Source organism: Butyrivibrio sp. FCS006 (genome assembly GCF_000424525.1).
Classification (GTDB): Bacteria; Bacillota; Clostridia; order Lachnospirales; family Lachnospiraceae; genus Butyrivibrio.
Genome location: NZ_KE384204.1, coordinates 628,796 through 654,996, shown reverse-complemented (window position 1 = coordinate 654,996; position 26,201 = coordinate 628,796). Strand labels below are relative to the sequence as shown.

At 44.5% G+C, this 26,201-nt stretch carries 21 protein-coding genes and 1 riboswitch; of the genes, 2 read left to right on the top strand and 19 right to left on the bottom strand.

Features of this window, described 5'->3' with window-relative positions; translation table 11 throughout:
• Positions 1-6 precede the first annotated feature (6 nt).
• The 19 genes from cbiB to G633_RS0114115 form a co-directional block, all read right to left on the bottom strand.
• Positions 7-999, bottom strand: a complete 993-nt coding sequence (cbiB, locus tag G633_RS0114205) for an adenosylcobinamide-phosphate synthase CbiB (protein ID WP_026520328.1) — start codon at positions 997-999, stop codon at positions 7-9.
• Entirely contained in the window at positions 996-1,784 is a 789-nt protein-coding gene (locus G633_RS18615) for an adenosylcobinamide-GDP ribazoletransferase (RefSeq protein ID WP_051200242.1), read from the bottom strand. Before G633_RS18615 ends, cbiB begins: the two co-directional genes overlap by 4 nt.
• Positions 1,771-2,325, bottom strand: a complete 555-nt coding sequence (locus G633_RS0114195; RefSeq protein WP_026520327.1) for a bifunctional adenosylcobinamide kinase/adenosylcobinamide-phosphate guanylyltransferase — start codon at positions 2,323-2,325, stop codon at positions 1,771-1,773. Before G633_RS0114195 ends, G633_RS18615 begins: the two co-directional genes overlap by 14 nt.
• Positions 2,325-3,398: a nicotinate-nucleotide--dimethylbenzimidazole phosphoribosyltransferase gene (gene cobT, locus G633_RS0114190; RefSeq protein WP_026520326.1), complete on the bottom strand. Its 1,074-nt coding sequence runs from the start codon at positions 3,396-3,398 to the stop codon at positions 2,325-2,327. The genes G633_RS0114195 and cobT overlap by 1 nt, the downstream gene beginning before the upstream one ends.
• Positions 3,399-3,407: 9 nt before the next feature.
• The gene (locus G633_RS0114185; protein ID WP_026520325.1) at positions 3,408-4,754 is read right to left on the bottom strand and encodes a cobyrinate a,c-diamide synthase; all 1,347 of its coding nucleotides are present in this window, start codon (positions 4,752-4,754) and stop codon (positions 3,408-3,410) included.
• 10 nt (positions 4,755-4,764) lie between these two features.
• The gene (cobK, locus tag G633_RS0114180) at positions 4,765-6,756 is read right to left on the bottom strand and encodes a precorrin-6A reductase (RefSeq protein WP_026520324.1); all 1,992 of its coding nucleotides are present in this window, start codon (positions 6,754-6,756) and stop codon (positions 4,765-4,767) included.
• Entirely contained in the window at positions 6,746-7,486 is a 741-nt protein-coding gene (gene cobJ / locus G633_RS0114175; RefSeq protein WP_026520323.1) for a precorrin-3B C(17)-methyltransferase, read from the bottom strand. Before cobJ ends, cobK begins: the two co-directional genes overlap by 11 nt.
• Positions 7,479-8,525 carry a cobalt-precorrin 5A hydrolase gene (locus G633_RS18610; RefSeq protein ID WP_051200240.1) on the bottom strand — a complete coding sequence of 349 codons (1,047 nt, stop codon included), beginning with the start codon at positions 8,523-8,525 and terminating at the stop codon, positions 7,479-7,481. Before G633_RS18610 ends, cobJ begins: the two co-directional genes overlap by 8 nt.
• Complete coding sequence (locus G633_RS18605) at positions 8,503-9,513, bottom strand: ATP-binding cassette domain-containing protein (protein WP_051200238.1); 1,011 nt, start codon at positions 9,511-9,513, stop codon at positions 8,503-8,505. Before G633_RS18605 ends, G633_RS18610 begins: the two co-directional genes overlap by 23 nt.
• Positions 9,503-10,525 (bottom strand): FecCD family ABC transporter permease, encoded by a 1,023-nt coding sequence (locus tag G633_RS0114160; RefSeq protein WP_026520322.1) that lies wholly within the window; start codon positions 10,523-10,525, stop codon positions 9,503-9,505. Before G633_RS0114160 ends, G633_RS18605 begins: the two co-directional genes overlap by 11 nt.
• Complete coding sequence (cobM, locus tag G633_RS0114155) at positions 10,518-11,258, bottom strand: precorrin-4 C(11)-methyltransferase (RefSeq protein ID WP_022768999.1); 741 nt, start codon at positions 11,256-11,258, stop codon at positions 10,518-10,520. Before cobM ends, G633_RS0114160 begins: the two co-directional genes overlap by 8 nt.
• Positions 11,258-12,406: a cobalt-precorrin-5B (C(1))-methyltransferase CbiD gene (gene cbiD, locus G633_RS0114150; RefSeq protein ID WP_022768997.1), complete on the bottom strand. Its 1,149-nt coding sequence runs from the start codon at positions 12,404-12,406 to the stop codon at positions 11,258-11,260. Before cbiD ends, cobM begins: the two co-directional genes overlap by 1 nt.
• An 89-nt stretch (positions 12,407-12,495) precedes the next feature.
• Complete coding sequence (locus G633_RS0114145; RefSeq protein ID WP_022768996.1) at positions 12,496-13,122, bottom strand: precorrin-8X methylmutase; 627 nt, start codon at positions 13,120-13,122, stop codon at positions 12,496-12,498.
• A gap of 9 nt (positions 13,123-13,131) precedes the next feature.
• A complete protein-coding gene (locus G633_RS0114140; protein ID WP_026520321.1) occupies positions 13,132-14,592 on the bottom strand; it encodes a cobyric acid synthase in 1,461 nt (486 codons plus the stop codon).
• An 8-nt stretch (positions 14,593-14,600) separates the two neighbouring features.
• Positions 14,601-16,088, bottom strand: coding sequence for an ABC transporter substrate-binding protein (locus G633_RS18600; protein WP_051200237.1), 1,488 nt, complete (start codon positions 16,086-16,088; stop codon positions 14,601-14,603).
• Entirely contained in the window at positions 16,075-17,691 is a 1,617-nt protein-coding gene (locus tag G633_RS18595; RefSeq protein WP_242838879.1) for a sirohydrochlorin cobaltochelatase, read from the bottom strand. The genes G633_RS18600 and G633_RS18595 overlap by 14 nt, the downstream gene beginning before the upstream one ends.
• 148 nt (positions 17,692-17,839) lie before the next feature.
• Positions 17,840-18,040, bottom strand: a riboswitch (cobalamin riboswitch).
• A 45-nt stretch (positions 18,041-18,085) separates the two neighbouring features.
• Complete coding sequence (locus tag G633_RS19495; RefSeq protein WP_196804273.1) at positions 18,086-20,968, bottom strand: ATP-binding response regulator; 2,883 nt, start codon at positions 20,966-20,968, stop codon at positions 18,086-18,088.
• 53 nt (positions 20,969-21,021) lie between these two features.
• Complete coding sequence (locus G633_RS19490; protein ID WP_026520320.1) at positions 21,022-23,550, bottom strand: bifunctional diguanylate cyclase/phosphodiesterase; 2,529 nt, start codon at positions 23,548-23,550, stop codon at positions 21,022-21,024.
• A 174-nt stretch (positions 23,551-23,724) separates the two neighbouring features.
• Positions 23,725-25,371 (bottom strand): SulP family inorganic anion transporter, encoded by a 1,647-nt coding sequence (locus G633_RS0114115; RefSeq protein WP_026520319.1) that lies wholly within the window; start codon positions 25,369-25,371, stop codon positions 23,725-23,727.
• A 187-nt stretch (positions 25,372-25,558) separates the two neighbouring features.
• Here G633_RS0114115 and G633_RS0114110 point away from each other — a divergent pair, with 187 nt between their 5' ends.
• Together G633_RS0114110 and G633_RS0114105 are read left to right on the top strand one after the other, a co-directional pair.
• On the top strand, positions 25,559-25,774 hold the full coding sequence (locus tag G633_RS0114110; RefSeq protein WP_022768986.1) for a hypothetical protein: 216 nt from the start codon (positions 25,559-25,561) through the stop codon (positions 25,772-25,774).
• Between the two features lie 124 nt (positions 25,775-25,898).
• Positions 25,899-26,198, top strand: a complete 300-nt coding sequence (locus G633_RS0114105; protein WP_022768985.1) for an STAS domain-containing protein — start codon at positions 25,899-25,901, stop codon at positions 26,196-26,198.
• Positions 26,199-26,201: the final 3 nt, after the last annotated feature.

The following is a 26,201-nucleotide window of genomic DNA, read 5'->3' as shown; positions in this document are numbered from 1 at the left end:
CACCAATTATCTATAATACGAAATGCTAAGAACTACTGCAAGAATGACCATCAGGACAATACAAAGAGACTCTGTCCCATACATTAATCTGCAAGCCCTCTTAATGTCTCTTCTCTCAATAGGTCTGTCATCATCCCCTATATATGGCTTTTTGACAACCTTGCCAAAATAGCTGGCATCTCCGGCAAGTCTTACTGAAAGAGCTCCGGCAAGAACGCTCTCGGTCTGAGCTGAATTCGGAGACTTATGATTGTATCGATCTCTTTTAAATATCTTGGCAGCTCCCTTTGCAGAATACTCTTTTCCCAAAAAGAATGATGCACCTATCATAAGAAGTGCACTTATCCTGGCAGGAATGTAATTAAAGACATCATCCATCTTAGCTGCAAACTTCCCGAAATACTCATATCTGTCATTGTGATAGCCAAGCATGGAATCCATGGTGTTCACTGCCTTATACACCAGTCCGAAGACTGCTCCGCCAAGGAAACAGTAAATAAGAGGCGCAATGACTCCGTCGGAAGTATTCTCTGCCACAGTTTCCACCGCTGCTCTCACGACTCCGTCTTCATCCAGCACGTCTGTATCTCTTCCTACGATCATGGACACTGCGGCTCTTCCGGCATCAAGGCCGTCTTTTTCCAGCGCATCATACACTTTCATGCTCTCATCCTTAAGGCTCTTTGCTGCGAGGCAATATGCTGTGAGAATTGCCTCTACCGCGATTCCCAGATAGCTGCTGTAAAGATGCGTAAAGAACCAGATCGCAAAACCGACGACAAAGGTAAGTGTGACAACAATCACCCATAAAAGAGCTCCGAGACAGAACTCCTTTTTGGTGTTCCTTGCCTTATCCTTAGTTTCTTTTCCAAGAAACACCTTTTCCAAAAAGCTTATAACTCTCCCCATAAGCCTTACGGGATGTGGCATCCGGTGCGGATCTCCGACAATCCTGTCTATTAAAAATCCAATAAAAAACGCTATAAAATGTTCTATCATAATCTGACCACAAAGAAGCATACAGCAAGCACAAGAAGGCCGATCAGCTCTCCTCTTGCAACAAACATGCCTGCCGTATCTCCTGTAACTCCGCCGAATTTCTTATTGCAAAGATAAGCATAGTAAAAACAAAAAATGATGAGAGCCAGAAATGCAAAAGCTCCTGCCATCAGATTTATGTATATCATAAAAAGTCCGGAGACAGAAGCTAGAAACGTCAAAAACATAAAGTCGGCGCTTCCCGTCTTTCCCGCTTCTCTGCTGAGCATACCGTCACTCTTTGCCTTTGGAAGAACAAGGCTTAAGACTCCGCAAAGGGCTCTTACAAACACGAACAGAAGCGCAAAAAGATATATTCCCATGTAACCCGTATCGCCTTCACCTGCATAGGCAAGCAGATAAGCTCCCAGGACAAACAAAAGAGAAAACCTGGCAAACCCGATCACTGCAAAAGCTCCGATATGCGGATCCTTCATGATCTCAAGGCTTCTCTCCCTCCCTGAATATGAAGAGAGGGCATCACAGACGTCCATATAGCCGTCTAAGTGAAATCCGCCGGTTATAACAACAGGCACAAGGCACAATAGGAGCGATGTCACAAACACGGGAACATCAAATCGGCAGCATAAAAACCACAGGCCTATTTCAAGTCCTCCGATCACCATCCCAATCAGAGGAAGGAATGTTATGGCATGACTGTACTCCTCCTCTTCCCACTTAAACTGCGGTACAGGAATCCTTGAGTACATGGAAAATGCAATTAGTATACTCTTAATTATTCTCACTCTTATGCCATTCTCCTTCGACAAATTCATAGACTGTATCAGCCAAGCTGCGTAGCTTTCCGTTCACCTCATCAAGGCATGTGATATACTCTTTTGTCTCCTCATCAAATTCATCTCTCTGTGCAAAAGAGTTTGTCACTATCACTACGTTTTTAGCTGCCCGGCAGATTTGTTTCACATCTGAAACAGCGGCCCCTACAGCACTGTCTCTGAGGCTTTGAGCACCTTCAGTTTTCATAAAGTTCTCATCGTGCATCACATTCCCAACCAGGTTAGATATGCACTCAATGAGCACTGTAGAATCCTTAAGATCCGGCTGTCCCGATACAGCTTCCCAGGCCTTCACAGGCGCTTCTATGGTAAAAAAGCCTTTCCCTTCCCGAAGCTTTCTGTGCTTTTTTACTCTTTCGTATCCCGCTTCGTCCAGGATCTCCATGGTGGCAAGATATATTCTTTTGTTTTCTCCCGAAAGCTCAAGTGCCACATTTTCTGCCAGCTCACTCTTTCCGCTATCAGGCACTCCCACGACTAAAACCACCATCAGTCAAACCTCTCATAATCCTCAATATCGTAATCAGCAAACTTCGCTGCGTTGTTGTAAAAATCCATTGCCACATCAAGAAGCGAAAAAGCCATCAAAGCTCCTGTTCCCTCACCAAGCGCAAGATTTCCGTTCATAAGAGGCTTAAGTCGCAGCTCACTAAGTGTAAAGACATTGCCCTTCTCTCTTCCTGCGTGGGATGCGATCATGTACTCAGAAGTTCCGGGGGCAATTGCATTTGCTACCATTGCTGCGCAGGCACTGATCACACCGTCAAGCATAACAGGTATATGGTAGATTCCGGCACCTATGCACACTCCGACAAGGCCTGCAATATCCAACCCTCCTAAAGTTCTCAATATTTCAAAAGCCCTCTCTTTTTCACCAAGACCATCAAATGAATATTTGGCAAGGCCTTTTCTAATAACATCTATTTTCCTGAACAGTCCCTCGTGTGAAAGTCCTGCTCCTCGCCCTGCTACATCAGATGGGTCAAGCTCTAAGATGGCGCAGATCACAGCAGAAGACGTAGTGGTATTGCCGATTCCCATCTCTCCGGTTGCAAGGATATCTGTGCCTTTCTCCGATAGTTCTTTTACCAGGCCTATCCCTGTCTCTATAGCGGAGAGTACTTCGCTCTCACTCATGGCAGGCTCATCAAGAAAACTCTTTGTTCCCCTGCTGACCTTTCTGCTTAGAACACCCTCTATCTCTTCGTTGCAATCAATACCGATATCAACAGTAATAACTTCAGCACCCACTTTCCTTGCCATGGTGCTGGCGCTGCTGATGCCTTTTCCGAGGGCTACTGCCACAGCCCTTGTGATCTCGCTCCCGCTTTGGGATACGCCCTCTTTTACAATTCCGTTGTCTGCGCACATGACAACCAGGGTCTTTTTATCAATCTCAGGGTGTTCGCTGTTTTGGATCGCACCGATCCTGCAGATCACATCCTCAAAATCTCCCAGAGAATCCAGGGGCTTTGAGATCCTATCCCAGTTTCTTTTCACCTGCATAAAGACCTTTTCGTCAGGCTTATCTATATTCAGATCAAACAGTTCTTCCTGTGTCATACCAAAATCCTACATTCCTAAAAATCTCTCTATAACCTTCCTGCATGAAGGATAGTAAAGGTGTGCAAATCCCGCAAAGACATTTCCCTTTGACTGATATCCGCTCCAGGACCTGCCACTGCTTAGCTTAGTAACAGTAGCAGCTTCGCCGTTATCCGTCGTATCGTAGTAATGGAATTCATGGCCTCTTACGCGGTCTTTTTCCGTCAGATAAGGGTTATCTAAAGCTTTGCTCACAGACACATAACCAAAATGCGAGAGCTTACCTGTCATGAATGAACTGCCATTAAGCGCTCCCACCATATCATATTCGCTGCCCTCTTTATCTTTTAGCTTCTCCTGCAGGTAGAGAAAGCCTCCGCACTCTGCAAGGATTGGCATCCCTAAGTCTGCAGCTTTTTTGATGCTATCGCGCATGCTCACATTTTCCGAGAGTTCTTTTGCATAGAGTTCAGGATAGCCTCCGCCTATGATAAGCCTCGATACCTCCGGAATTTTTCTATCATGGATCGGGGAAAAGAACTTTATACGCGCTCCCATTTTCTCAAGGAGTTCAAGGTTCTCCTCATAGTAAAAACAAAATGCTTCATCCCTTGCGACGCCCACAGTCACGTCAAACTGCTGATACGGCTTCTCTTCCGGGACACTTATGGCTCCGGCCTCTTTCGCTATCTGCAAAAGAGCGTCCATATCAAGACTCTTTAAAAGCTCATCAGAAACGCTGTCAACTCTTGAAAGGAGCTGTGGAACCTCCGATGGCATAACCAGCCCAAGGTGTCTGCTCTCAAGAATGCCGTCCTTTAGTACAGGAAGTGCTGCTATTACGGGAATCCCAAGTTCTCTCTTGATTAGGGTAGAAAGCTCGGAAACAAGAGCCGCTGATACCCTGTTAAGAATAACACCCTTTATCACGCGATCGCTGCCGTACTCAAGATATCCCTTTATCATGGCAACCACGGATTTGCTCATGCCCTTTGCATCAACAATAAGTATCGCCGGGGTCTTTGTCCTTACGCACAGGTCATATGAAGATCCAAGCCCTTCCTCTACTCCAAGGCCGTCATAAAAGCCCATGACGCCCTCAATAATGCCGATATCGCACCCCTTTGAGCCTTCGATGAGGCTTCTTTCTACTCCCTCTTCCCCGGCCATTATAAGATCCAGATTTCTTGAAGGAACCGACAATACGCTTTTATGAAACATCGGATCTATAAAGTCTGGTCCGCACTTAAAGGCGCAGGGATCAAAGCCCTTTTTTACAAGAGCTCGCAAAAGTGCACAGGTTATAAGAGTCTTTCCACTGCCGCTTTTTGGCGCGCACAAGAGAACTCTTGGCAGTACTTTTTCTTTTTCCATTACCATCCACCTAAGCTTCAAAAGCTATAACAAACACCGGATTCATTCCATCTGCCATGTGATATTTTCCGACTTCCTTAAACCTTGCTGCGCTAAGCTGAACCACCTCAGTGCTTGCTGCTCCCATGGCACTTATCACTTCCATGGTCTTTCCCAGAGTCTCAAGAGTTACACAGTTGACCACGAACCTTACAGGCCCATTATCCTTTATGCAGCTCCTGATTATTTCCTCAAGATTTCCACTGCTTCCACCTATAAAGACATGGCTTGGCTTTGGAAGCCCGGATAGTGCTTCCGGTGCTACTCCCTCCACTATCTCCATATTCTCAAGGCCGAATTTATCTCTGTTCTTATAAAGTAGCTCTATGGCCTTTTCGTTTTTCTCTATGGAAAAGACCTTTACACCAGGGTCAGTAAGTGCAGCCTCCAGCGATATTGAACCTGTTCCTGCACCAACATCAAAGAGAATGCTGTTTTTTGTAAGGCCAAGCTTTCTTACAGACAGTGCCCTTACTTCCTCCTTGGTCATGGGCACATCGCCCCTTATTATCTCATCATCCGAAAGTGCCGGAATCAGCTTGTTCTTAGAAGCTTCAGGGTTCTCGATATACATTAAGGTCTTGCCTTTAACATCACTTTCCAAAAAACCTTCTGCCCCATACTCGCTTATCTTCTCTGCTTCAGTTCCAAGCTCGCGTCCAAATATCACTCTGCATTCTTTGGGCAATCTCTTTGCTGTTTCAAGTGCCGCTTCTGCACTTTCCGCAAGAAGGATCACTTTCTCATTCTTTCTGACAAAGCCGCTCACATTGCATTCTCTGCCATGGTTTGAGATTACAGCTACATCTTCAAGAGCAGCACCTATCCTGCCTGCAAAGAGTGACACCGAAGATATTCCGGTTATCTTTCTTACTGTAAAGCCCTCTTCTTCAAATATTGCAGAGGCTTTCTTTGCTCCGCTGCAAAGGCTTATATCTCCCGAATACACAACAAGCGGAGCTTTATATTCCTGATGTTCTTTTAAGAATTCCAGGATTTTCTCTCCCTCATACCAGTCTTTTTGAGGAACGGAAATTCCTTTTATTCTCTCAAGAATCGTCTTTGCGCCAAAGACAATATCAGCTCCCTTTAAAGCTTTTGAAAACTCAGCGGTATAGAATCTCTCATCCCCGGGGCCTACACCACCTATAGTAATTCTTCTGCAAGGTTCTTCTAAAGGCTCTTTTCCCAGAATCGTAAAGATTCTCTCAAGTATTTCTCCGGCTTCCAGGCCTTCCTGAGAGGTATCACCCTTCTCGGGATTTCTTATAACGATCGCCTTAGCATTGCAGTTATCAGCAGCCCTTAGCTTTTCCGAAAATCCCCCTGCCTCTCCGCTTTCCTTGGTAAGGATGACCGATGCATTTATCTCTCTTATCAAAGCCTCATTCATGGCCACCGAAAAAGGTCCCTGCATTGCAATTATCTGACGTCCCCGTAGCCCAGCTTCATGGCACTTTTCGATGCTGGCAATATCCGGAATGATCCTGACATATACTCTTGATATATCAGAAATCCCGCTTGTAATCTCTTTTAAATCCCTGCTACCCGTAAGGAGCAAAATATTCCCTGCTCTCTTCTCAAGTTCTTTTGCTGCCTCTGTCACATCTTCAACATATGTCACGTTTCCTGCATTTGCCTCAGAATCCGCAGTTTTTCTCAGTAGCCTTAAATAGGTAAAAGACTCTTTTTCACAGGCGCTCTTTATCTCCTGGGAGGCCTTTATCGCATAGGGGTGCGTCGCATCGACAACTGCAGCAAACTCGCCACTTCTAAGAAGATCTGCAATTGCGTTTCTGTCCATGCGTCCCACAAGGAGAGATGCTTCTCCGCTCTCCTCTTCAACTGTCTTTCCATATTCTGTTGCAACGCTGACCACATGAGGAATCCCAAGTTTCTCTAACTTACTTGCAAACAGTCTTCCTTCAGTGGTTCCGCCGAAAACAAGAATCTTATCTCTCACTTTGATATCCTCTGGCTGTGACCATAAGTCCCATTATATTTCTGGTTGATGAATTGCCGATAAACACCGTCGAGAACATATCTGCGGAAGCTTCTTTCAGCTCCGCCAGGGTAAGGACTTCTGAGTTCTCACCGTCTCTTCCGATGTTCCTTGCAATTCCGCACACCCTCTCCTCTTCAATCTCCTCAAGCAGTATCTCGCAGGCCTTCTTTAAAAATCCGGCTCTTGACTTACTCTCGGGGTTATAGAGCACAATGACCATATCCGTCTGTGCTGCAGCCCGGAGCCTTTTTTCAATAAGCTCAAAGGGTGTTAGTCTGTTGCTTAAGCTGATGCAGCAGAAGTCATGTATAAGCGGAGCTCCCAAAATGGCTCCTCCACTGATGGCCGCTGTGACACCTGTTGTAGCCTTTATGGAAACTTCCGGAAAATCGACGCCCATTTCATAGACAAGTCCCAGAAGTCCGTATATTCCCGCATCTCCGCTGCATATAAGGGCAACCTTCTTGCCTGTATCCGCCTCCTTTAAGGCAAGCCTTACCCTCTCCTCCTCCTTCATCATCGGAGTGCTGATAAACTTTTTATCCTCAAACATGGGACGCACCAGATCGCAGTAGACAGTATATCCCACGATCACGTCGCAACCGTTGAGCACCTTGGCGCTCTTTATAGTCATATCCGAATACTGTCCCGGTCCAAACCCAACCACATACAAACTCTTCTCACTCATCGGTAAAGCTCCTCCCTAAAACTCCAACTGCCAGTGTCATACCGTTTTCTGCTCTCTTTTTCATGATCATTCTCCTGCAGCCATAGGCCATGACTGACCTCTCGCAGACATTGTCAGCCCCTGTTGTTTCTCTCACAAACTGCGAAGCTGAAAACTCCCCTTCCTGCTGCATAAGCAGTTCCTGCGAAAAAGTCTTAAATTCGGCTCCAAGACTTTCTGCGAGCTCTATTATCCCCGCCTCTTTACTCTTTAAATCTATGGAGGCAACAGCTAAAACACTCCTTTTATCAAGAGAAAGCTCATCAAGAATGCGGTCTGCAAATTCTATAAGCTCTCTTCCCTCTTTTCCTTTTCTGCAGCCTACGCCCAGCACAATGCACTTTGGGATCAGCTGTAATTGTTCTTTGCCTCCGGTCTTTGGTGATATGATAAAAGAGCTGTCTCTTTCTTGCAGCTCATCAGAATTCTTAAGTTTTATCAGACTATCTCTATTGAATGAGGTTTCAAAAACATCTTCAAATTCCGGATCCACCATGTAAAACGCTTTGTTATGTTCAAGAAGATATGCAGAAAAAGACTTAGCCTTTTTCATATCGTTAATTACAAGGCCGTTGTTTTTGGCAAACACATCAACAGCAAACTCTCCCCTTACATCGCTGGCTGTTGTAATAACGGCTGTAGCCCCAATAATGCCCGAAAGCTCTTTTGCCGCAGCAACTCCCCCGCCCATATGTCCTGAGAGAATAGGGATCACAAACTTACCCTCTTCATCGATGACGATCACAGCCGGGTCTTCAGTCTTGTCAGTTATATACTGAGCAATCGCCCTCACAGCAATTCCGCAGGCTCCGATAAAAACGAGAACATTTCCTTTTTTGAAATTCTCCTTAGTCCAGTCCGAAAGCCCTCCGGTTTCCAGCTTATCCGGGCCAAAAGCACCTGTTTCTCCGGGAATCTGCAAAAGGATCTTTTCCATCAGCTGCCTTCCGGCCGCGGTAAAGCATATGAACTTGTAGTTATTCTTTGATGCCCTGTCCATACATTTTTTCCTTAAGCTTTTTGATCACCTTCGGGTAGTTGTCCCTAAAGTGAGGAAAAGCACAGTTCTTACAATTCTTGATGCCCTTATCGTTCCACACATAGTTTCCGCCGCAGTCCTCATAATCATATAAAGGACAATAGCAGAACATACAGTTAAACTCCGCCTCAGGCACATCATGGCATGGGAAGGACTTGCAGCTTCTGTTCGTAAAAAAGCTGGTTCCTCCCTCGCTTTTTGTGCCGATAATGCTCTGCATCACCTTATCATACATATCTTCATCAAGATCAAAGAGCTGCTTTAAGAGCCCTTCCTCCATAACTTCATCAGGTCTTTTGACAAGAACATGCCCATCGTCATAGACAAGAAGAAGTCTATCGCAATAGGAAAGTGCAAGCTCAAGTTCGTGGAGCGAAGCTACAATCGTCACGCCTTCGCCCGATAGCTTTTTTAATGTCTCCATGAGCTCGTATCTGTGTCTTATATCCATGTAGGAAGTGGGCTCATCCATCACAAGGAACTTTGGGCCCTGGGCGATTGCTCTGGCAATCAGGGTCCTTTGCTTCTGACCATCGCTGACATCTGAGTAGGCGACATCCGAGAGCTCTTTTATCTTCATAAGCTCCATTGCCCTGTCTATCTGCGCACTATCTTCCTCTCTCAGCCTTCCAAATCCATCAGTAAAAGGGATTCTTCCGGCAGATACCACATCCCTGCAGGTCATAAGGATTGGCTTTACTCTCTCGGTGGTGACAACGGACATGACCTTCGATATCTCTTTTGGCAAAGCTTTGGAAACGTCCAGGTCATCTAAAAGGACACTTCCTCCGATAAGTGAAAGGCTTCCGTTTATGCTCTTTAGGATCGTGGATTTACCACCGCCGTTGGGGCCAATGATGCCTATGATCTCGCCCGGTGCAACTAAAAGGTCCACATCGCGAACCACTATTTTTTTGTGATATCCGGCTACGACCTTATCAAGTTTCATTATTTATATTTCTCCTGATTATCATAAAGATAACGATAGGCGCTCCAAAGAGCGAAGTTACAGCGGAAATGTTCAGCTCAGTCGGTGCAAAAAGGCTCCTGGCCAGAAGGTCACTGAACATACAAAATACTGCGCCTGACATAAATGCCGCCGGTAACAGGACTATTGGTTTTGAGGACTTTAATAGCTCCCTCATAAGAAAGGGAACAGCGATTCCTATAAAGGAAACGGGTCCGACAAAGGCAGTTACACAGGCAGAGAGGACACTTGATAGCAGTATGACTTCACTTCTCGTGACCTTGACATTTACTCCAACGCTTCTTGCATAACCCTCTCCAAGCCTGAAGGCATCCAGGGACTTACCAAGGAGCATCACCAGGAAAAAGGCTACTCCTACGATCACCAGGGCGTATTTTACGCTTCCCATGTCGATTCCGGAAAAGCTTCCCTGTGACCAGCCATGGAGATTTACAATGTCCGAGTCATCGGCAAATGCAATGAGAAAATCCGTAACTGCGCTGCAAATATAGCCCACCATGATTCCAGCAGCCAGAAGAACCATCATGTTCCTTACGGCTTTTGAAATAATGATGATAAATCCCGTTGTGAGGATTGCTCCGGCAAATGCAGCCAGTATCAAAAGAAGTGACGAGGATCTGCCTGTACTTCCGACGACAAATATCAGCACCAGTGCCACCATCATCTTGGCTCCCGATGAAATTCCCAGAATATAGGGGCCTGCGATGGGGTTTGAAAAGTAAGTCTGCAAAAGAAATCCTGAAGTAGCAAGGCCTCCGCCAAGAATAATGGTCATGATCACCCTGGGAAGTCTTATATCCATGATGATGGCTCTTGTCTTCTCATCACACGCTCCTCCTGTGATTGCCCTTAGGACCTCTGTAAATCCGATATGAACATTTCCGATCCCGACACTTAAAAAGAACCCGACAAGTATCAGAACTGCAAGGGATACATATACTATCACCCCTCTTAGAGATCTTTCTCTATTCATTAGTGCTGCTTCCTTCTCTGAATCCGGTAGTAAAAGTAGCATCATAGAGCTTGGACTTATCATAGCCCTTTGGCGCCACTACATCTCCGACAATAATAAGAGCTGTTTTTGTTATATTATGCTGCTCTGCAACTAAAGCAAGGTTTTCCAGTGTTGTTACGTACTTCTCTTCATCCGGCCAGGTAGCCTTATAGACAATGGCGCAGGGAGTATCCATGCTCCTTCCTGCCTCTGTCAGCTCTTTTACAAGTCCATCTATGTTACCAGCGGATAAGAAGAATACCATGGTCGGCTCCTTATCAGGGACCGGAGTCCTGCCCGGCATTCTGGTAAGAAGTACGCTCTGGCTTATCCCCGGAAGCGTATACTCGAGGTTAAGCGCCGAGGCAGCTCCGCAAAAAGAGCTGACTCCCGGAGTGTAATCATACGAGATGCCCAGCTTATCAAGCTCATCCATCTGCTCCCGGATAGCGCCGTAAATGCTTGGATCTCCGGTGTGAAGGCGAACGATCTTTTCGCCACTTCTCTCTGAATCCTTCATAAGATCTATGACTTCTTCAAGACTTAGCCTTGATGAATCGTAGACCTGACAGTCAGGCCTTGCCTTGCTTAAGAGCTCAGGATTAACCAGAGAACCGGCATAGATGATAACATCCGCTTCCTCAATGTATTTCTGTCCTCTGATTGTTATAAGGTCCACAGCTCCGGGACCGGCACCAACAAAATGTACCATCAGCCTTCTCCTTTTATCTCAAGAAGCACGTCTTTTGCGCCGGGGCTCTCTGAGAGAAGTCTGTAACCATCGGCAAATATGATGGTCTCACAGGTGATCTTCCCCTCTGCCCAGCTCTCCATATTTTCCTTAATGCTCTCAGCTATGTGGCAAAAGACCTTTTCCTTATATCCAAATTCATCGATGATTCTTAAGGCTTCATCTGTCATCACGCACTCATCGAGCTGACTTTTAATTTGTGCAAAACGCTCTCCCGGTGCGAATTTTGAAACCGCGTCTGAGAGGATCTCCATCCTGTGATCTCCGTATTTTGAGTGAGTGTTTTTTATGCCTCCGGCCACCTTCACAAGTTTCCCAAGATGCCCCACAAACAAAAGCTTCTCAAACCCTGCATTCAGTGCCATCATCAGGGTGTCATATACAAAGTTAGAGCATAGAACTGCCCTGTCCTCGTCTATCTGGTATTCGTCTGTTATGAATTTCAGACCATAGTTGCCGGGTGCCACAAGCAGTACCTTTTTTCCCAGGGCCTTCTGCATGTTTATCTGCGCCTTAATGGTTCCAAGGATTCCTTCATCACTCATGGGCTCAACGATTCCCGTGGTACCGAGGATTGAGATTCCGCCAACTATACCAAGCTTTGGGTTAAAGGTCTTTTGCGCGATTTCCCTTCCGTCCGGTGCGCTGATGATAACTGTAGCTCCGTGGGATTTTGCTCCATTTGTTGCAAGAACCTCTTCTATGTTCTCTCTTATCATCTTCCTCGGCACAGAGTTAATGGCAGCTGCGCCAATGGGCTGATCAAGCCCCGGCTTAGTGATCCTTCCAATGCCTTCTCCTCCGTCAATCAGGATTTCTCCGTCATCCCTTAGAGACACCTGAGCTCTTATCTTCATACCATGAGTTGCGTCGATGTCATCCCCGCCATCCTTTATGACTGAGCAGGATACGCCAGCTACTGTCCTCTCAATATCTATGATCTCAGCTATATAGGTTATGCCCTTTGGTGTAACAATACTGACCTGACTAATATCCTCGCCTTCAAAGAGCATCATAAGGCAAGCTTTTGCCGCCGCTGCAGCACAGCTTCCCGTTGTATATCCACATCTTAACTTCTTGTCATCCTTGAAGGTATAGAGTTCTTCCATTTATTCAGTCCGAATCATTGTGAGTCACCGGGGACGTTTCAGATTGACTCATTGCACACAATGAGTCAATCTGAAACGTCCCCAGTGACTCACATGTTATATAGAATCGAGTTGCAGATAGCTGCTGCAACTCCGCTTCCGCCTTTTCTTCCCGCATTGATTATATAGGGAACGTCCATGTTTCTGATCAGGTCTTTTCCCTCGACCACGTTTACAAAGCCCACCGGGACTGCGATTATGAGCTCAGGTCTAAAGCCCTTTTCCTGCCATAATCTGTTAAGGCTTGCAAGAGCTGTGGGCGCGTTGCCGATAGCAAAGATCAGCGGAGCATTTATCTCAATTGCCTTCTCCATGCTGATATAAGCTCTGGTCACACCTCTCTCCTTAGCCAGCTTTGCCACTTCTTCATCTGCCATGAAGCAGTGAACTCCTCCCCCATACCCTGCAAGAGTTTTCTTGTTAATGCCTGCAAGTGCCATGTTGGTGTCGGTTACAATATGTGCTCCGCTCCTGATGGCAGCCTTGGCTTTTTGTATCACGCCTTCAGAAAACTCCAGCGTATCAGCATACTCAAAATCAGCCGTGGTGTGAATAACCCTTACCACGGTAGGCTCTACCTCTTCAGGAATGATCTTCCCGGCCTCTGCAAGCTCTTTTCTGATAATGCGAAAGCTTTCTTTTTCAATTTCCGATGGCAGTATTTCCTTAAATCCCATAGTTTCTTCCTATATTCCGATGGCCCTGTAGATTAGGTCTAAATCAAGACTTTCTCTAAGACAATCAGCAAGTTTATCAAGCTCTTTTTCCAAGACCATGGAGTGACTCTCAATCTTTGGAACAGGCTTTTTTATTTTCTTTCTCTCAAAGAGAATTGATAACAGCCCCTCTGCAATCTCAGGCTCATCAAAGAAGCCGTGGATATAAGTTCCAAGAACACTCCCCTCTGTTATAACCCTGTCCGACTTCCAATCAGCCTGTGTCCTTCCCATGTGGATCTCATAGCCTTTATACTTCTTCCCGTTCAGGTTTTCGTAAACGCCGCTTATATTTGAGAGAACACCTTCCACCTGCTTTAGGTCTTTCTCATCAGCAAAGGTCGTATCCGCAGGCAAAAGACAAAGTCCCGCCTCTTTACTCTGATCTGCGCCTTCACCTTCAATACTCCTTCCAAGGATCTGGAAACCACCACAGATTCCAACCACCAGGGATCCTTTCAGAGCCGCTGCCCTTACGGCACTATCAAGCCCTTTTTCCTTCATCCACTTAAGGTCGGATAATGTATTCTTTGTTCCGGGTATAATAACAAGATCGGCTTCGGCAACGGCCTTAGCCTCCTGGGTATAGATTAATTCCACGTCTTCGATATTTTCAAATACTGAATAGTCTGTGTAATTACTGATAAAGGGAAGTCTTATGACAGCGATTTTCACCTTACTGCCACCTTTAAATCCATCCCTTTCCTTTAGTATATCAGAAAGGGAATCCTCCTCATCAAGGGAAAGCTCCATATAAGGAACAACTCCGGCAAAAGGAATGTCGCAGTACTCTTTAAACATCGTAAGCCCCGGATTGAGGAGTGAAACATCACCCCGGAATTTGTTGATGATAAGTCCCTTTATCCTGTCTCTTTCCTCTTTCGGCATAAGACTTACCGTACCAAGGAGCTGTGCAAAAACGCCGCCGGGATCTATATTGCCCACCAGCAGAACAGGCGCATCAACAAGCTCTGCAAGTCCCATGTTCACAATATCTTCGCTTCGAAGATTGATCTCCACAGGACTTCCTGCGCCTTCTATGACAATGATATCCGTATCCTGTGACAGTCTCTCATAAGCTGCCATAATATCAGGCACGTATTTTCTCTTATTCTTAAAATATTCCCTGGCATCCATATCACCTATGGGAAGTCCGTTCACGATAACCTGTGAAGCCCGCTCCCCTGTAGGCTTTAAAAGTATGGGGTTCATATCGGAGGATACTTCTCTGCCGGCAGCCAGAGCCTGCAGAGCCTGAGCCCTTCCGATCTCTCGTCCGTTAGGAGTGACATAGGAATTAAGGGCCATGTTCTGGGACTTAAAAGGCGCGACTCTAAAACCCTCCTGCCTTAAAAGGCGAAGGATTCCGGCCGTCAATATGCTCTTTCCGGCGCCACTCATGGTGCCCTGTATCATCAAATTTTTAGCCAAGTATGTCCTCACTTCAGTTTGTAGAAAAACTCCGTTGTCTCTTCTCCCTCTGCAATAACCTCGAAGAGGTCAGAAATAATTGTTCCTGCTTTATTGGTAAACTGATACAGCGATTTATCACAGGCCCATACATCGCCGCTTGGAACTGCCTTAAAGTCCTTAAAGGTCACGTCCATATCCGCAAGTGCCTTAAGATCCTTTGGCGCATCCTGTATCGTTCCGTTGTAGATCAGAATATCCGCATCCTTAGCATAGTCATAGAAGGCCTCTATGCTGACAGTAACCGATGATGCAGCTTTTTCATCGCTCTCTGTATCCGGTGCAAGGTAAACTCCGCCGGCCTTTTCTATCATTTTAACAAAGTAATCGTTTCTTTTTCTGGTGACTATCTGGTGACTTGAGTTAAGGGAAAAGAATGCAACGCTCTTGCCTTCAACGCCTTCAAGATCAATATCTTCCACCATATTGCGCTGTTTCATAAAAGCTCTATCTGCTTCATCTTCCCTATCGCAAAAGGCACCATAGACCTTGATCCACTCAAGCCTTCCAAGCGGATCTTCCTCATAACTGGACCTGTCAATAAAGGTCGCAATTCCCAGTTTTTCGAGCTTTTCCAAAACTTTTGGAGTGTGCAGTATCATGGTGTTTTCAATCACCAGATCCGTCCCCTTCTCCATCATCATCTCGTAGTCGGGAGCGCTGTATTTTCCGCCATACACCAATTCCCCCGCCTTCATGGCATTTATGGCAGACTCAATGTACCAGTCCTCCTGCTTTGTTCCTGAGAGGCTTATCTTATCAACCGCTCCCAGTTCATCAAACTGACACATAACGGCTGACGCAGCAAGATATATGCTTGTAAGCGGCTTTTTGATGATAAAGGTATCCGGAGCATCGATGGCCGGTGCATCAAGTCCATCCGGCACTACAACGTAATTCCTGCCATCACTTACCGCCACCACCAAAAGGTCTTTTTCATATCTGTGTATCTTATACTCTTTTGCAAAAGAGTTTTCGTCTGTTGAAATATATGTAAAGCCCGCAATATCAATAGGTGACATGTCAGATGTTCTTGCTGCATCTATCACCTCTTCTTCCGGGGCACTACTTTCATCTCCAATATTAAAAACAAGTGTGTAATCAATAAGATGAGGCGTTCCCATGGCAGTGGTATCCGCCTGAACTTTCATCTCTTTTTTCAGTGTAACAGGAATCTGAAACTCTGATCCCTCATCCGTACTGATGGGATAGTAAGTCTTTCCACCCACGATCATATAATCATAGTTTGAGCTGCTCCAGATAATATCTGCAACAGCCTTTCCTCCCGTGACAGTAATATTGCACGGGCTTTGTATGTTTGCCTTCCCCGATCCTCCCGATAAAGTAACGGAAGCGGCATAATTCCCATCGGGAATCCTGCCGCATCCGGACAATAACAAGAGCATTATCAGGATCAGCAAATAATGCTTAATGTTAATAGTCTTATTTAAGTGCACTCTTTACATGCTCCACATAAAGTTTCTGAACATCTTCAATTCTTCCAAGGCCTGATATCTGACACTGAACAGCTTCAAAAGAGCCATCGGCTTCAAATCCGCTCTTCCAGGAATCCTCATCATCTCCGGCCATATCGTTGTTGGCATGATCGCCTGCAACAACCATTAGAGGTCTGAGTACAACCTTCTTGTATCCGGCTTCCTTAACCTTATTTATAACCTCTGAAAGCTCAGTCTCTTCAGGCTCGCCCTCAACGGTTCCGATGAATACGTTCTTGTAGCCAAGCTCATCCATTTGGGTCTGCATCTGAGAGTATGTAATCTTAGCTGTGTGAGATGTTCCGTGTCCCATAAATACAAATGCAACACCGACATTCTCTGCATTTTCAAGAGAATCAAAGCCTGCCTCATATACAGAAGCCTGTGTAACTGCCTTGGCAACAGTTTCCTTATCGGCATTGATGACTGTCGCATCTTTTCCTACTTCTCCGAGAAGAGGCTCTGAAATTACTACCTTTTCAAACTTATCTTCATATTTATCTACAGCTTCTATAAGCTCGTCATACTCTGCGCCATGCATAAGGTGTGTGGGCTGGATCACAAGCTCTTTTACACCGTTTGAAACTGCACGCTCAAGAGCCTGCTCAACGTTGTCAATCTTCTCACCGTCTCTTGCGTAAATATGATTGATAATGATCTGAGCTGTGAATGCTCTTCTTACGCTGTAATCAGGATATGCTTCTGCAAGCGCCTTCTCGATTCCGCCGATATCCTCTGCTCTACTGTCGTTAAAGCTTGTTCCAAAGCTTACAACAAGGAGCTCTTTCTCTCCGATCTCATCTGCGTTTAAAGGATCATCAATAGAAGCATCTCCTGTGTCATTACCGAAGTAATCAGGATCAGCAAACTCGCCTTCAACCAGCTCTTTCTGCTCATCTGTAAGTTCGTCCCATGCCTTCTTGGCAGCTTCACACTCAGCATAGGTGTTATCTGTATAAGTCTGGACATAGATTGCGTCAATAAGCTCAGCTACCTTATCTGCCATAGCCTGATCATCCTCCCCGGCATCTTCCTGAACATCTGATACAACTACTTTGTGGTCATACCACTTCTCTTTAGTTCCGATAAGTGCAAGATCAAATTCCTGATCAAGGTATGGAACGGGAACATCAAAGCCATTTACTTCCTCAGTTGTACCGTCCTCATAAGTAACTGTATCTGTAGTGGGCTCAAGGAGTACTGCTCCATCCTTCTGAGCATCCTCAGCAGTTCCGGGGAAGAGGTTTACAATGTTCTTGGATGGAAGTGTGATGTGGATTGTCATCTGGCCATCCTTGACAGTAAGAGTACCTCTGTCTCCATAAGCTTCATTTATATGGAACATGCTTCCGTCTGTTGTAAACTTTGCGCTGTAAACGCCATCCTCTAAAGCTGCCTCAGCATTTGTTTCTTCTGGCGCTGCTTCAGTTACTTCTTCTGCCGCCTCCTGCGACGTCTCCTCTGCCGAAGCCTCCTGCGCGCTCTGCTCCGCTGCTGTACAACCTGCCAGCATACTGACTGACAAAGCTGCCACCATGAACATTCCTAGAAATTTCTTTTTCATAATAGCCTCCTGTTTTTTTATTCATGGGCATTAAAAAATCCCTTGTTTTCACAAGGGATTGGCTATCTGTTGCACAGCAAAACAAAGCAAGATCCATGCTCCTGCTTTTATTTCTTCGTACCGTCAATTCCTCGTGACTTAGGATTTCTCCCATGTACAGCGACTGGCAGGTCTCCCGACTTATCGAGTAGCCTTACGGCTTTGCTCTTTAAACCTTCCCGGATTTCTCCAGTGGCATACATAAAGAGCTCTCGAAACACGGTGACGAGATCGCGCAGGACTTGCACCTGCTTCCCTTTTCACCTGCACGGCCAAACGGCCCGCAGACACCATCCGCTTTATTTAACTTACTTTGCTATAATACCACACCTGTCAAGAAAGAGAAAACAGTTCCTTAGGTAAGTACATCTGTAAGGACTTCTATCATATTCTTTACATCTATAGGCTTTGCTATATGGGCATTCATTCCCGCATCTTTGGCCTTTTTGACATCTTCCGCAAAAGCATTGGCCGTCATGGCAATTACAGGTATCTTTCTTTTTGCTTCATCATCGAGCTCTCTTATGGCTTTCGTCGCTTCATAGCCACCCATGACAGGCATCTGAACATCCATAAGTACTGCATTGTAATAACCCGGTTCAGCAGCCTTTACTTTGTCCACAGCTTCTTTTCCATTCTCTGCAGTCTCTACAGTAAAGCCCTGCTTCTCCAGCAGCTTAATCGCAATCTGCCTGTTTATGGGCATATCATCTGCAAGAAGAAGTCTCATGGAACTGAAGTCTGCAACTCCTGCCCTATTCTTTGCTTCAATTGCCTCTGTTTCTTTCTGTATATCTTCCTGGCTCTGTCTATCCAGCGATAGCTTTACAATAAACTCAGAGCCCTTGTTTTTCCTGGAATTAACCGTAATGGTTCCGCCCATGAGATCAACTATATTCTTTACAATGCTCATTCCAAGGCCGGTTCCCTGAATGCCACTTACAGTCGTATCTTTTTCTCTCTCAAAGGCTTCAAATACTTTCTTTGTAAACTCCTCGGACATACCGATTCCGTTGTCCTTAACGCTTATCATATAATCTGCGCAGCCGTCAACAACAGCTGTAGTCTGCTTTAAGGTAACCGATATACTGCCGCCCTCAGGAGTGAATTTATAGGCATTGCTGATAAGGTTAAGCAGTACTCTGTTAAGTCTGTTTATATCACAGTAAACATGCGGATCCTTTAGATCTATGCATTCCACTTTAAACGTAATATTCTTCTCGTGCATCTGCAGTTCAAAGAGATCTCTAACATCCTCAAAGGTCTTGCTTAAGTTTACAGGAACAGGCTCAAGGTCCATCCTTCCGCTCTCGATTCTGCTCATCTCAAGGACGTCATTTATAAGTGCCAGCAAATGATGGCTGGATCCTTTTATCTTATGCAGATAATCCTTTAGTTCTTCATGGGTAACAGCTTCATCCTCAGCTAAATTGATATAGCCGATAATGGCATTCATAGGAGTCCTTATGTCATGGGACATATTGGACAAAAAGACCGTCTTGGCCCGGCTTCTCTCATTGGCCTTGATGGACTCAACTGAAGCAGCCTTCTCTCTCCTTGACATAATCCTGTAAATGCTGAACATGATCACAAGAGCAATAATGATTAGACTCATCTGGATCAGGCTGTTTCTGGTAAGAACATGATCTACATTTACCAGCTGTTCCTGTATATAGGCTTCTGTTCTTTCAATGGTATCAATATCCTTGCCACCGCTCTGGCTCTCATAATAATCCTTTATGTTTCCGACAATATCTTTTGTCATGTCGTCGGTAGCTCTTTTAATCCACATTAGTGATGTGAAGAAAATCAGGAACAGGAGGGTCACCCAGACAACCGTTGATTTGCCGTATCTTCTTTCCGTATCCTTTTCAAATACGAACCTGAACCACAAGAACCCCAAAATACTCCAGGTCGCCAATATCAGATAGGACTCAGTTGACATAGCTTCTGCTGAAGACATCATAAAGAACAGGAAGAATAAAGCACTCATGACAATGCCTATTATGCCTGTTATCTCAACCTTCCTATTGTCCTCTTTTTTGGCAGTGGCAAGAGCCGCAGCTGAAGTATAGGCGTATGCTATTGTAGCTCCGATTGTTGTCACATCGACGATCCATCCTATGGCAGTCCTGCCAAGAAGCGGGATGAAAAGAGATATGCACATGATAAAAACAAGGGCATTCTTAGGATTCTTTTCCTCATTGAGCTTTGCAAACCACGGGGGAAGCATTCCCTCATCAGCCATGTAAAACATCAGTCTGCTGGCTGCAATGAAGTTACCGATAAGACCTGTTATTATTCCTGCAAAAGCAGCAAGTCCCAGTATAAATACGCCACTGCTTCCCATGGTATCAGAAACGACATGAAATGTGGGCAGTCCCTCTATACCGGAGAGATTACCAATATCCCTTATATAATCAAGCCAGGTTGAATATCCCTCATCAACATGTGCCACAGCTATCTGAGCCAGCAGCAGATACGATAATACTGCCGTAAAAAGAGCTATCGCCATGATGCTAAGACTTCTTTTTGCAGGGAACTTGAAGCCTGCAGCTGAGTTTGAGATGGATTCAAATCCCACAAAAGCCCAGGGTGAAAGAGCCGCAATTATAAATATCTGGTTGATCTTACTGCCCTGATTACTTACAAAATAAGGTCTTGGAGGAATCAGGATATTGCCGTCCACACCTGCAACAAATGCTGCACAAATGATAATTCCAAAGATGAGAATAAGCGCAAAGATCACCTGCAAAGTAAAGGCAATTCTTTTTCCTCTGATGCAGCATATTCCGCAAATAAGGACCGCTGCCACTGATAGCAGCACTTCTCCAAGATATACGTCATATCCAAGGATCACATAGTGGAAACCAAACTGAAAAGTGCTTCCTAAGAGAAATTTACTGATAAGCCCAAGGGCAGATGCATTGGCCCAAAGGATTGCGATATACACAAGAACCAGAAACCATGCACTCATAAAGCCATGGTCATGACCAAAGGTTCTAAGCGTATAGGTGAGAGTTCCTCCGCCATCCGGGAACTTGTTCATCAGATAGTGGTAATTGGCACCAATTATGAACATGACAATGGCGCCGATGATAAGGCCCACAAAAGTTCCGACAGGGCCTGCCTTTGGAAGGAACGTTGTTCCGGGCATGACAAAAGCCCCCCATCCCACGGCACATCCAAAGGAAAGCGCCCATATATGAATGGGATACAGATATTGATCAAACTTCATTTTATTATTGCCATTTGGCGTTGTATCCGTCCGGATCATCTCCCTTTTCAAACTTATTTCTTAAGTTCTTTCTTGTTCCTGTACATTTCCTCATCTGCACGTTTAAAGACATCTGCTACAGTTTCATTCCCCTTAAACCTGCTCATTCCGGCTGCTATTACAACATCGCCTTTTTGCTTATTCCTCATGTTGTGCTTTCTCATTTTCAGCATCAGAGCATCAATATTGAGATAATCATAGCCTTGCGCTATAACCACAAATTCATCGCCGCCAACCCTGTAGGCCGGACTGTGCTTAAAAATACGACAGATGGTATCGCATCCATGCTTAATGAACCTATCTCCCTCCTGATGGCCGTAAGTATCATTTATCTCTTTAAGGCCATTTAAGTCAAAGACACAGATTGCAAAAGAAGGTGTGTATTTCTCCTCTATTCTTGTATTTAATATCTTTTCCATCTCAACATAGGCATGCTTATTCTTGACGCCGGTAAGCTCATCAAGGTTTGCCTTTACCTCTGCTGCATTAAGGCTTATGGCATATTCCTGCTCGCGTCTTATCTTTTCATCAATATCAAAGATACCGACTATAAGCTTTTCTTCGCCGTCCTCCATGGTCAAAGTAGCCCTTAACTGAACATATTTGGGCTCTCCATTAATGATTGCTCTGTGTTCATTCTCAAACATGCCTGTCTTAAGTATCTGCTCATAGACATTTTCTTTGGTAAAAGCAGTCAGGAATGCATCCAGATCTTCATGATAGATACTCTTGTCGGCATTCTTTATGACGTCTACAAAGAAATCTTTTCCTTCACTTTCTATATTCAAATCCGTAGAATTTCCACCCGGATTATACTTGTAATATTCCTGAGTTCTTGGATCAATCGTGAAGATAAAAATAAAGTTTCCGGTCAGCGCACCTATTCTGGAATAAACAATGCTCTCTTCCTTAGCTCTTTCAACAATCTCCCTGCTCTTTATCTGATTGTCGACGTTATTGATTCCGATAATAACATGATTGGCTGCGTCATTTGTCTTTACTCCCTTGATGCTTACATATGTTGGAGCACCGCCCAGCATCATTCGAGTAACCATTGAAAAGAGACCATTCTCCCTGATCTGCTTTATGAAGTTATCCTTGGTAAACTCAGCTTTGAAGTTCTCAACATCCTCAGAATATATCTCAAAATCTATAGTATTCTTCTCAAGGTCAAAATAGTCATTTCCAAGCCTTTCAAAGGTTATATCCCTGCTATCTCCGTCAGGAGTATATTCTGCAAAAGTCTCTGTATCCAGATCTACAAAATACAGCTTGATATAGTCCTCAGAAAGAGCCCTTGCCACATAGTTATAGGTAAGCCCCTCATTACTTGCTATATCAGAAGCCGATAATATGGCCACCGCTACAGCTGCAACACCTGTAACAGGATTTACCGCCACCCTTCTGATGAACATCTGTATGGTATGACCACTGGCTGTAATGTCGTCTATTATTACCCTCTCTCCGTTTTTAGCACACTGTCTTATAGCATTATAAGAGTAATTTCCCGGGCCTTTACTTACAGTATCGTAAAAGATCTCCTTCCTGTTTTTGCCGTCAGGAAAATAATCCAGGACAAAACGTCTGTAGCTTCTGTTACATCTGACGAAGGTTGCCTTCTTATCATCAAGTGCAAAAATAACCATAGGGATGGTATCAAAGTATTTATTTAAATCCTTTTCATCGGTTTTCGAAGCTGCAAGATCGTATAGGTTAACTCTGCCAAGGGTTTCAAAATATCCCGCCTCTGCAGGATTCTCAAACCCAATCTGTATTCCCCTGATATTTCTGTCAACAATATCTGCAAAAGAAATAGGTCTGGTATAGTAATTCCCCTGCAATTTGACGCAGCCTATTTCTTTCAGGAAATCCACTTGAGTCTTTGTTTCAACGCCCTCAGCCACAGTGTCCATACCGAGTGCCAATGCTGTCTTTACCAGCTCAGTAACAATGATCTTTCCGGCATCAGACTTATCTATTTCCTCTATAAATATCTTGTCTATCTTCAGAAGATCAAAGTGCACCTTAAGAAGAATAAGCATTGAAGCATATCCGCTTCCGTAGTCATCCATCCATACCTTTACTCCCCCGGCTCTGAAGCGATCCACCACCTTTTTCATGCGATCAATGTCCAAAGACATTGTCCTCTCCGAAATTTCAATAGAAATCTTGTCCCTTGTAAAGCCATAGGAATCTATTAAGGCTGTGATCTCCGAAACCATGTCACAGCACTCAAAGTCTGAGGCAGCAAGATTTATGGATTCAGACACAACATAGTAACCCTGTTCGGACTGCTCCTTCATTTTCTTAAGGACTCTCTCAACCATATAAAGGTCAAGTTTGTAGGTCAGCTTTGCCTCATCAAGTGCAGGAACAAATTCTGAAGCTGTAAAGGTTCCCATTTGGGGGTCTATCCACCTCGAATAGGCTTCCTCATCGGAAACCTTACCACTTGCAGCACGAACAAGAGGCTGATGATAAGCCTTTATCCATTCCTCTTTGATTGCCCTATCCAGATTGTCAATAAAGTAGCTTTTATCCAACAGATGGTCCTTTCATCGCCAATTTCATAAATATAGTGTAATACATTTTTCTTCTAAATAACGTATTTTTATAATTATTTTACCATTATATTATATTTGGATTAACCCAATAAAAAAGTGCAACCATCCATATTTTTAGGATGATTGCACCTTTATTTATGAACTGATTTTTATTCAAATTTCAGCTGCGCGCTTTAAGGCATCGTCAATATGAGGCTGAAAGTTCTCTCTGCCCACCAGATCAACAAATCCGTCCTTCTCCATGGTAGCCATAGGCTGCTCATTTACATGGGAAAAGACAAGCTGAACGCCGTTTTCTTTGCATCTTTCATAGAGCTGTTCGAAGGAGTGCATTGCTGTCGCATCGATTGCCGGAACTCCACGCATACGGATTACAAGAGCTCTTGTAAAGTCCTTAAATCCAATCTCTGCGATCATGTCAGCATCACCAAAGAACATGGGTCCGCTGATTTCATAGACTCTGACGTGCTTAGGAATATCTTTAAGCTCAGGTCCATCAGGATCTTCATCGGGGTCATAATACTTCCAGCCTGTAATACCTGACTCGTCGCTCATTCTCTTCATGAACAGGAGGCAAGCAAGAACCATACCGATCTCAATAGCCACTACAAGGTCAAATACGATAGTCAGTACAAAGGTGATGACAAGAACAAATACATCACTCTTTGGAGCTGTCTTACAAAGATGTACGAAAGTTCTCCACTGGCACATGTTATATGCAACCATAAATAGGATTGCTGCTATGGTAGGCATAGGAATAAGCTTTGCAAATGGCATCAGTACTACAAGAACAAGAACCAGGCATAAAGAATGTACCATTCCGGCTATAGGTGTTCTTCCACCATTTTTGATGTTTGCCGCTGTTCTGGCAATAGCACCTGTTGCAGGGATACCACCAAAGAGCGCTGAACCGATATTACCTGCCCCCTGAGCGATAAGCTCCATGTTTGATCTGTGGTGAGAGTTGATCATGGAGTCTGCAACCACACAGGATAACAGTGATTCGATAGCTGCAAGGATTGCAATGGTAAAACCATCTCCTGCCACCGATCTGATTGTCTCAAAATCAAAAGCAGGAACATGAAGCTGTGGAAGGGTTCCTTTTATCTCATAAAGGTCTCCTATGGTGTTAACGTTAAGATTAAGAAGTTTCACCATGAGGATTCCGACGATAACCGCTACGAGTGATCCCGGAATTTTCTTGCTGACCTTGGGCCATACGATCTGAATAAGAAGGCAGACAACACCAACTACAAGAGCCCACACGTTGATGGTTCCGATGTTTGCACCTATGGCCTTCACCTTCTCCATTGTCTCAACTGTCTTGGTTCCTGCAGGATATGTTAATCCCAGGAAGTCCTTGATCTGTCCCACAAGGATTGTCACAGCAATACCTGCTGTAAATCCGGTTGTTATAGTATAAGGAATGAACTTGATAAGGGAGCCAAGTCTGAATACTCCCATAATAATAAGGAGAATACCGGCAAATATAGTAGCCAGTGCCAGTCCTTCCATTCCCTTGGTTGCCACGATTCCGGCAACGATTGTCGCAAAAGCAGCTGTGGGTCCTGCTATCTGAACTCTTGAGCCACCTAAAAATGAAATGATAAAGCCCGCTACAATAGCTGTATAAAGACCTTCCTCAGGGCCAACACCCGATGCAAGAGCAAGGGCGATTGACAAAGGAAGTGCAATTATGGCAACTATGATTCCGGATACAACATCACTGCCAAACTGCTTTACACTATAGTGCTTCAGGTTTGAAAACAGCATTGGCTTTAATTTGTCTTTTGATTGCATGTTACTAACATCCTCCGCTAATACTAACATCATCTAAATAAATACACAGTTTTTAATTATATTACCATCTGCTAAAAAGTAAAGAAATATTTAGTGTGTGACATTACTGTGATAAAGCAAATGCTATTCTTTTAATATAACAAAGAGAGAGCGCTTCCCATCAGGGGAAAGTAAAGGAGAGAAAATTATGAAAGAAAGCACAAAACTGATTATCATCAAATCTATGATCAACACTGTTGTCACATGGCTGTTGTTTGCTATGATCCTTAGCGTTATAAATCATGTAGCTCTGGGGCAGTCACTTATCGAAATCCACACTATTCTGCTTGCAATTTTCGCCGGACTTGGCAGCTATGTCGGGTTCCTTAGAAAAGAGCTTGATGAAACATCCCATATTTCTTGAGAATTTTATGATGTTTTAATGATTAATCTCATTAATAATAGTGCACAAGCTATGCACAATTATGATAAAATAAGAACAATAAATCATATTATTGTTTCACCTACACACATTTAGGAGGAATGCTATGAATATCACAAAAACTGTTAATGGAGATCAGCTTAACATCGCGTTGGAGGGAAGACTTGATACAGGGACAGCACCTGAGCTTGAAAAGGTACTGAATGAGTCTCTTGATCAGGTTAAGGCTCTTACAATTGATATGTCCGCTCTTGAGTACATCTCTTCTGCAGGACTTAGAACTCTTCTCTCTGCTAAGAAGGCTCTTTACAACAAGGGTACAATTAAGATTGTCAACCCTAACGATATCGTTAAGGAAGTCTTTACCGTAACCGGATTCAGCAACATATTTGACATCGAGGGTTGAAAG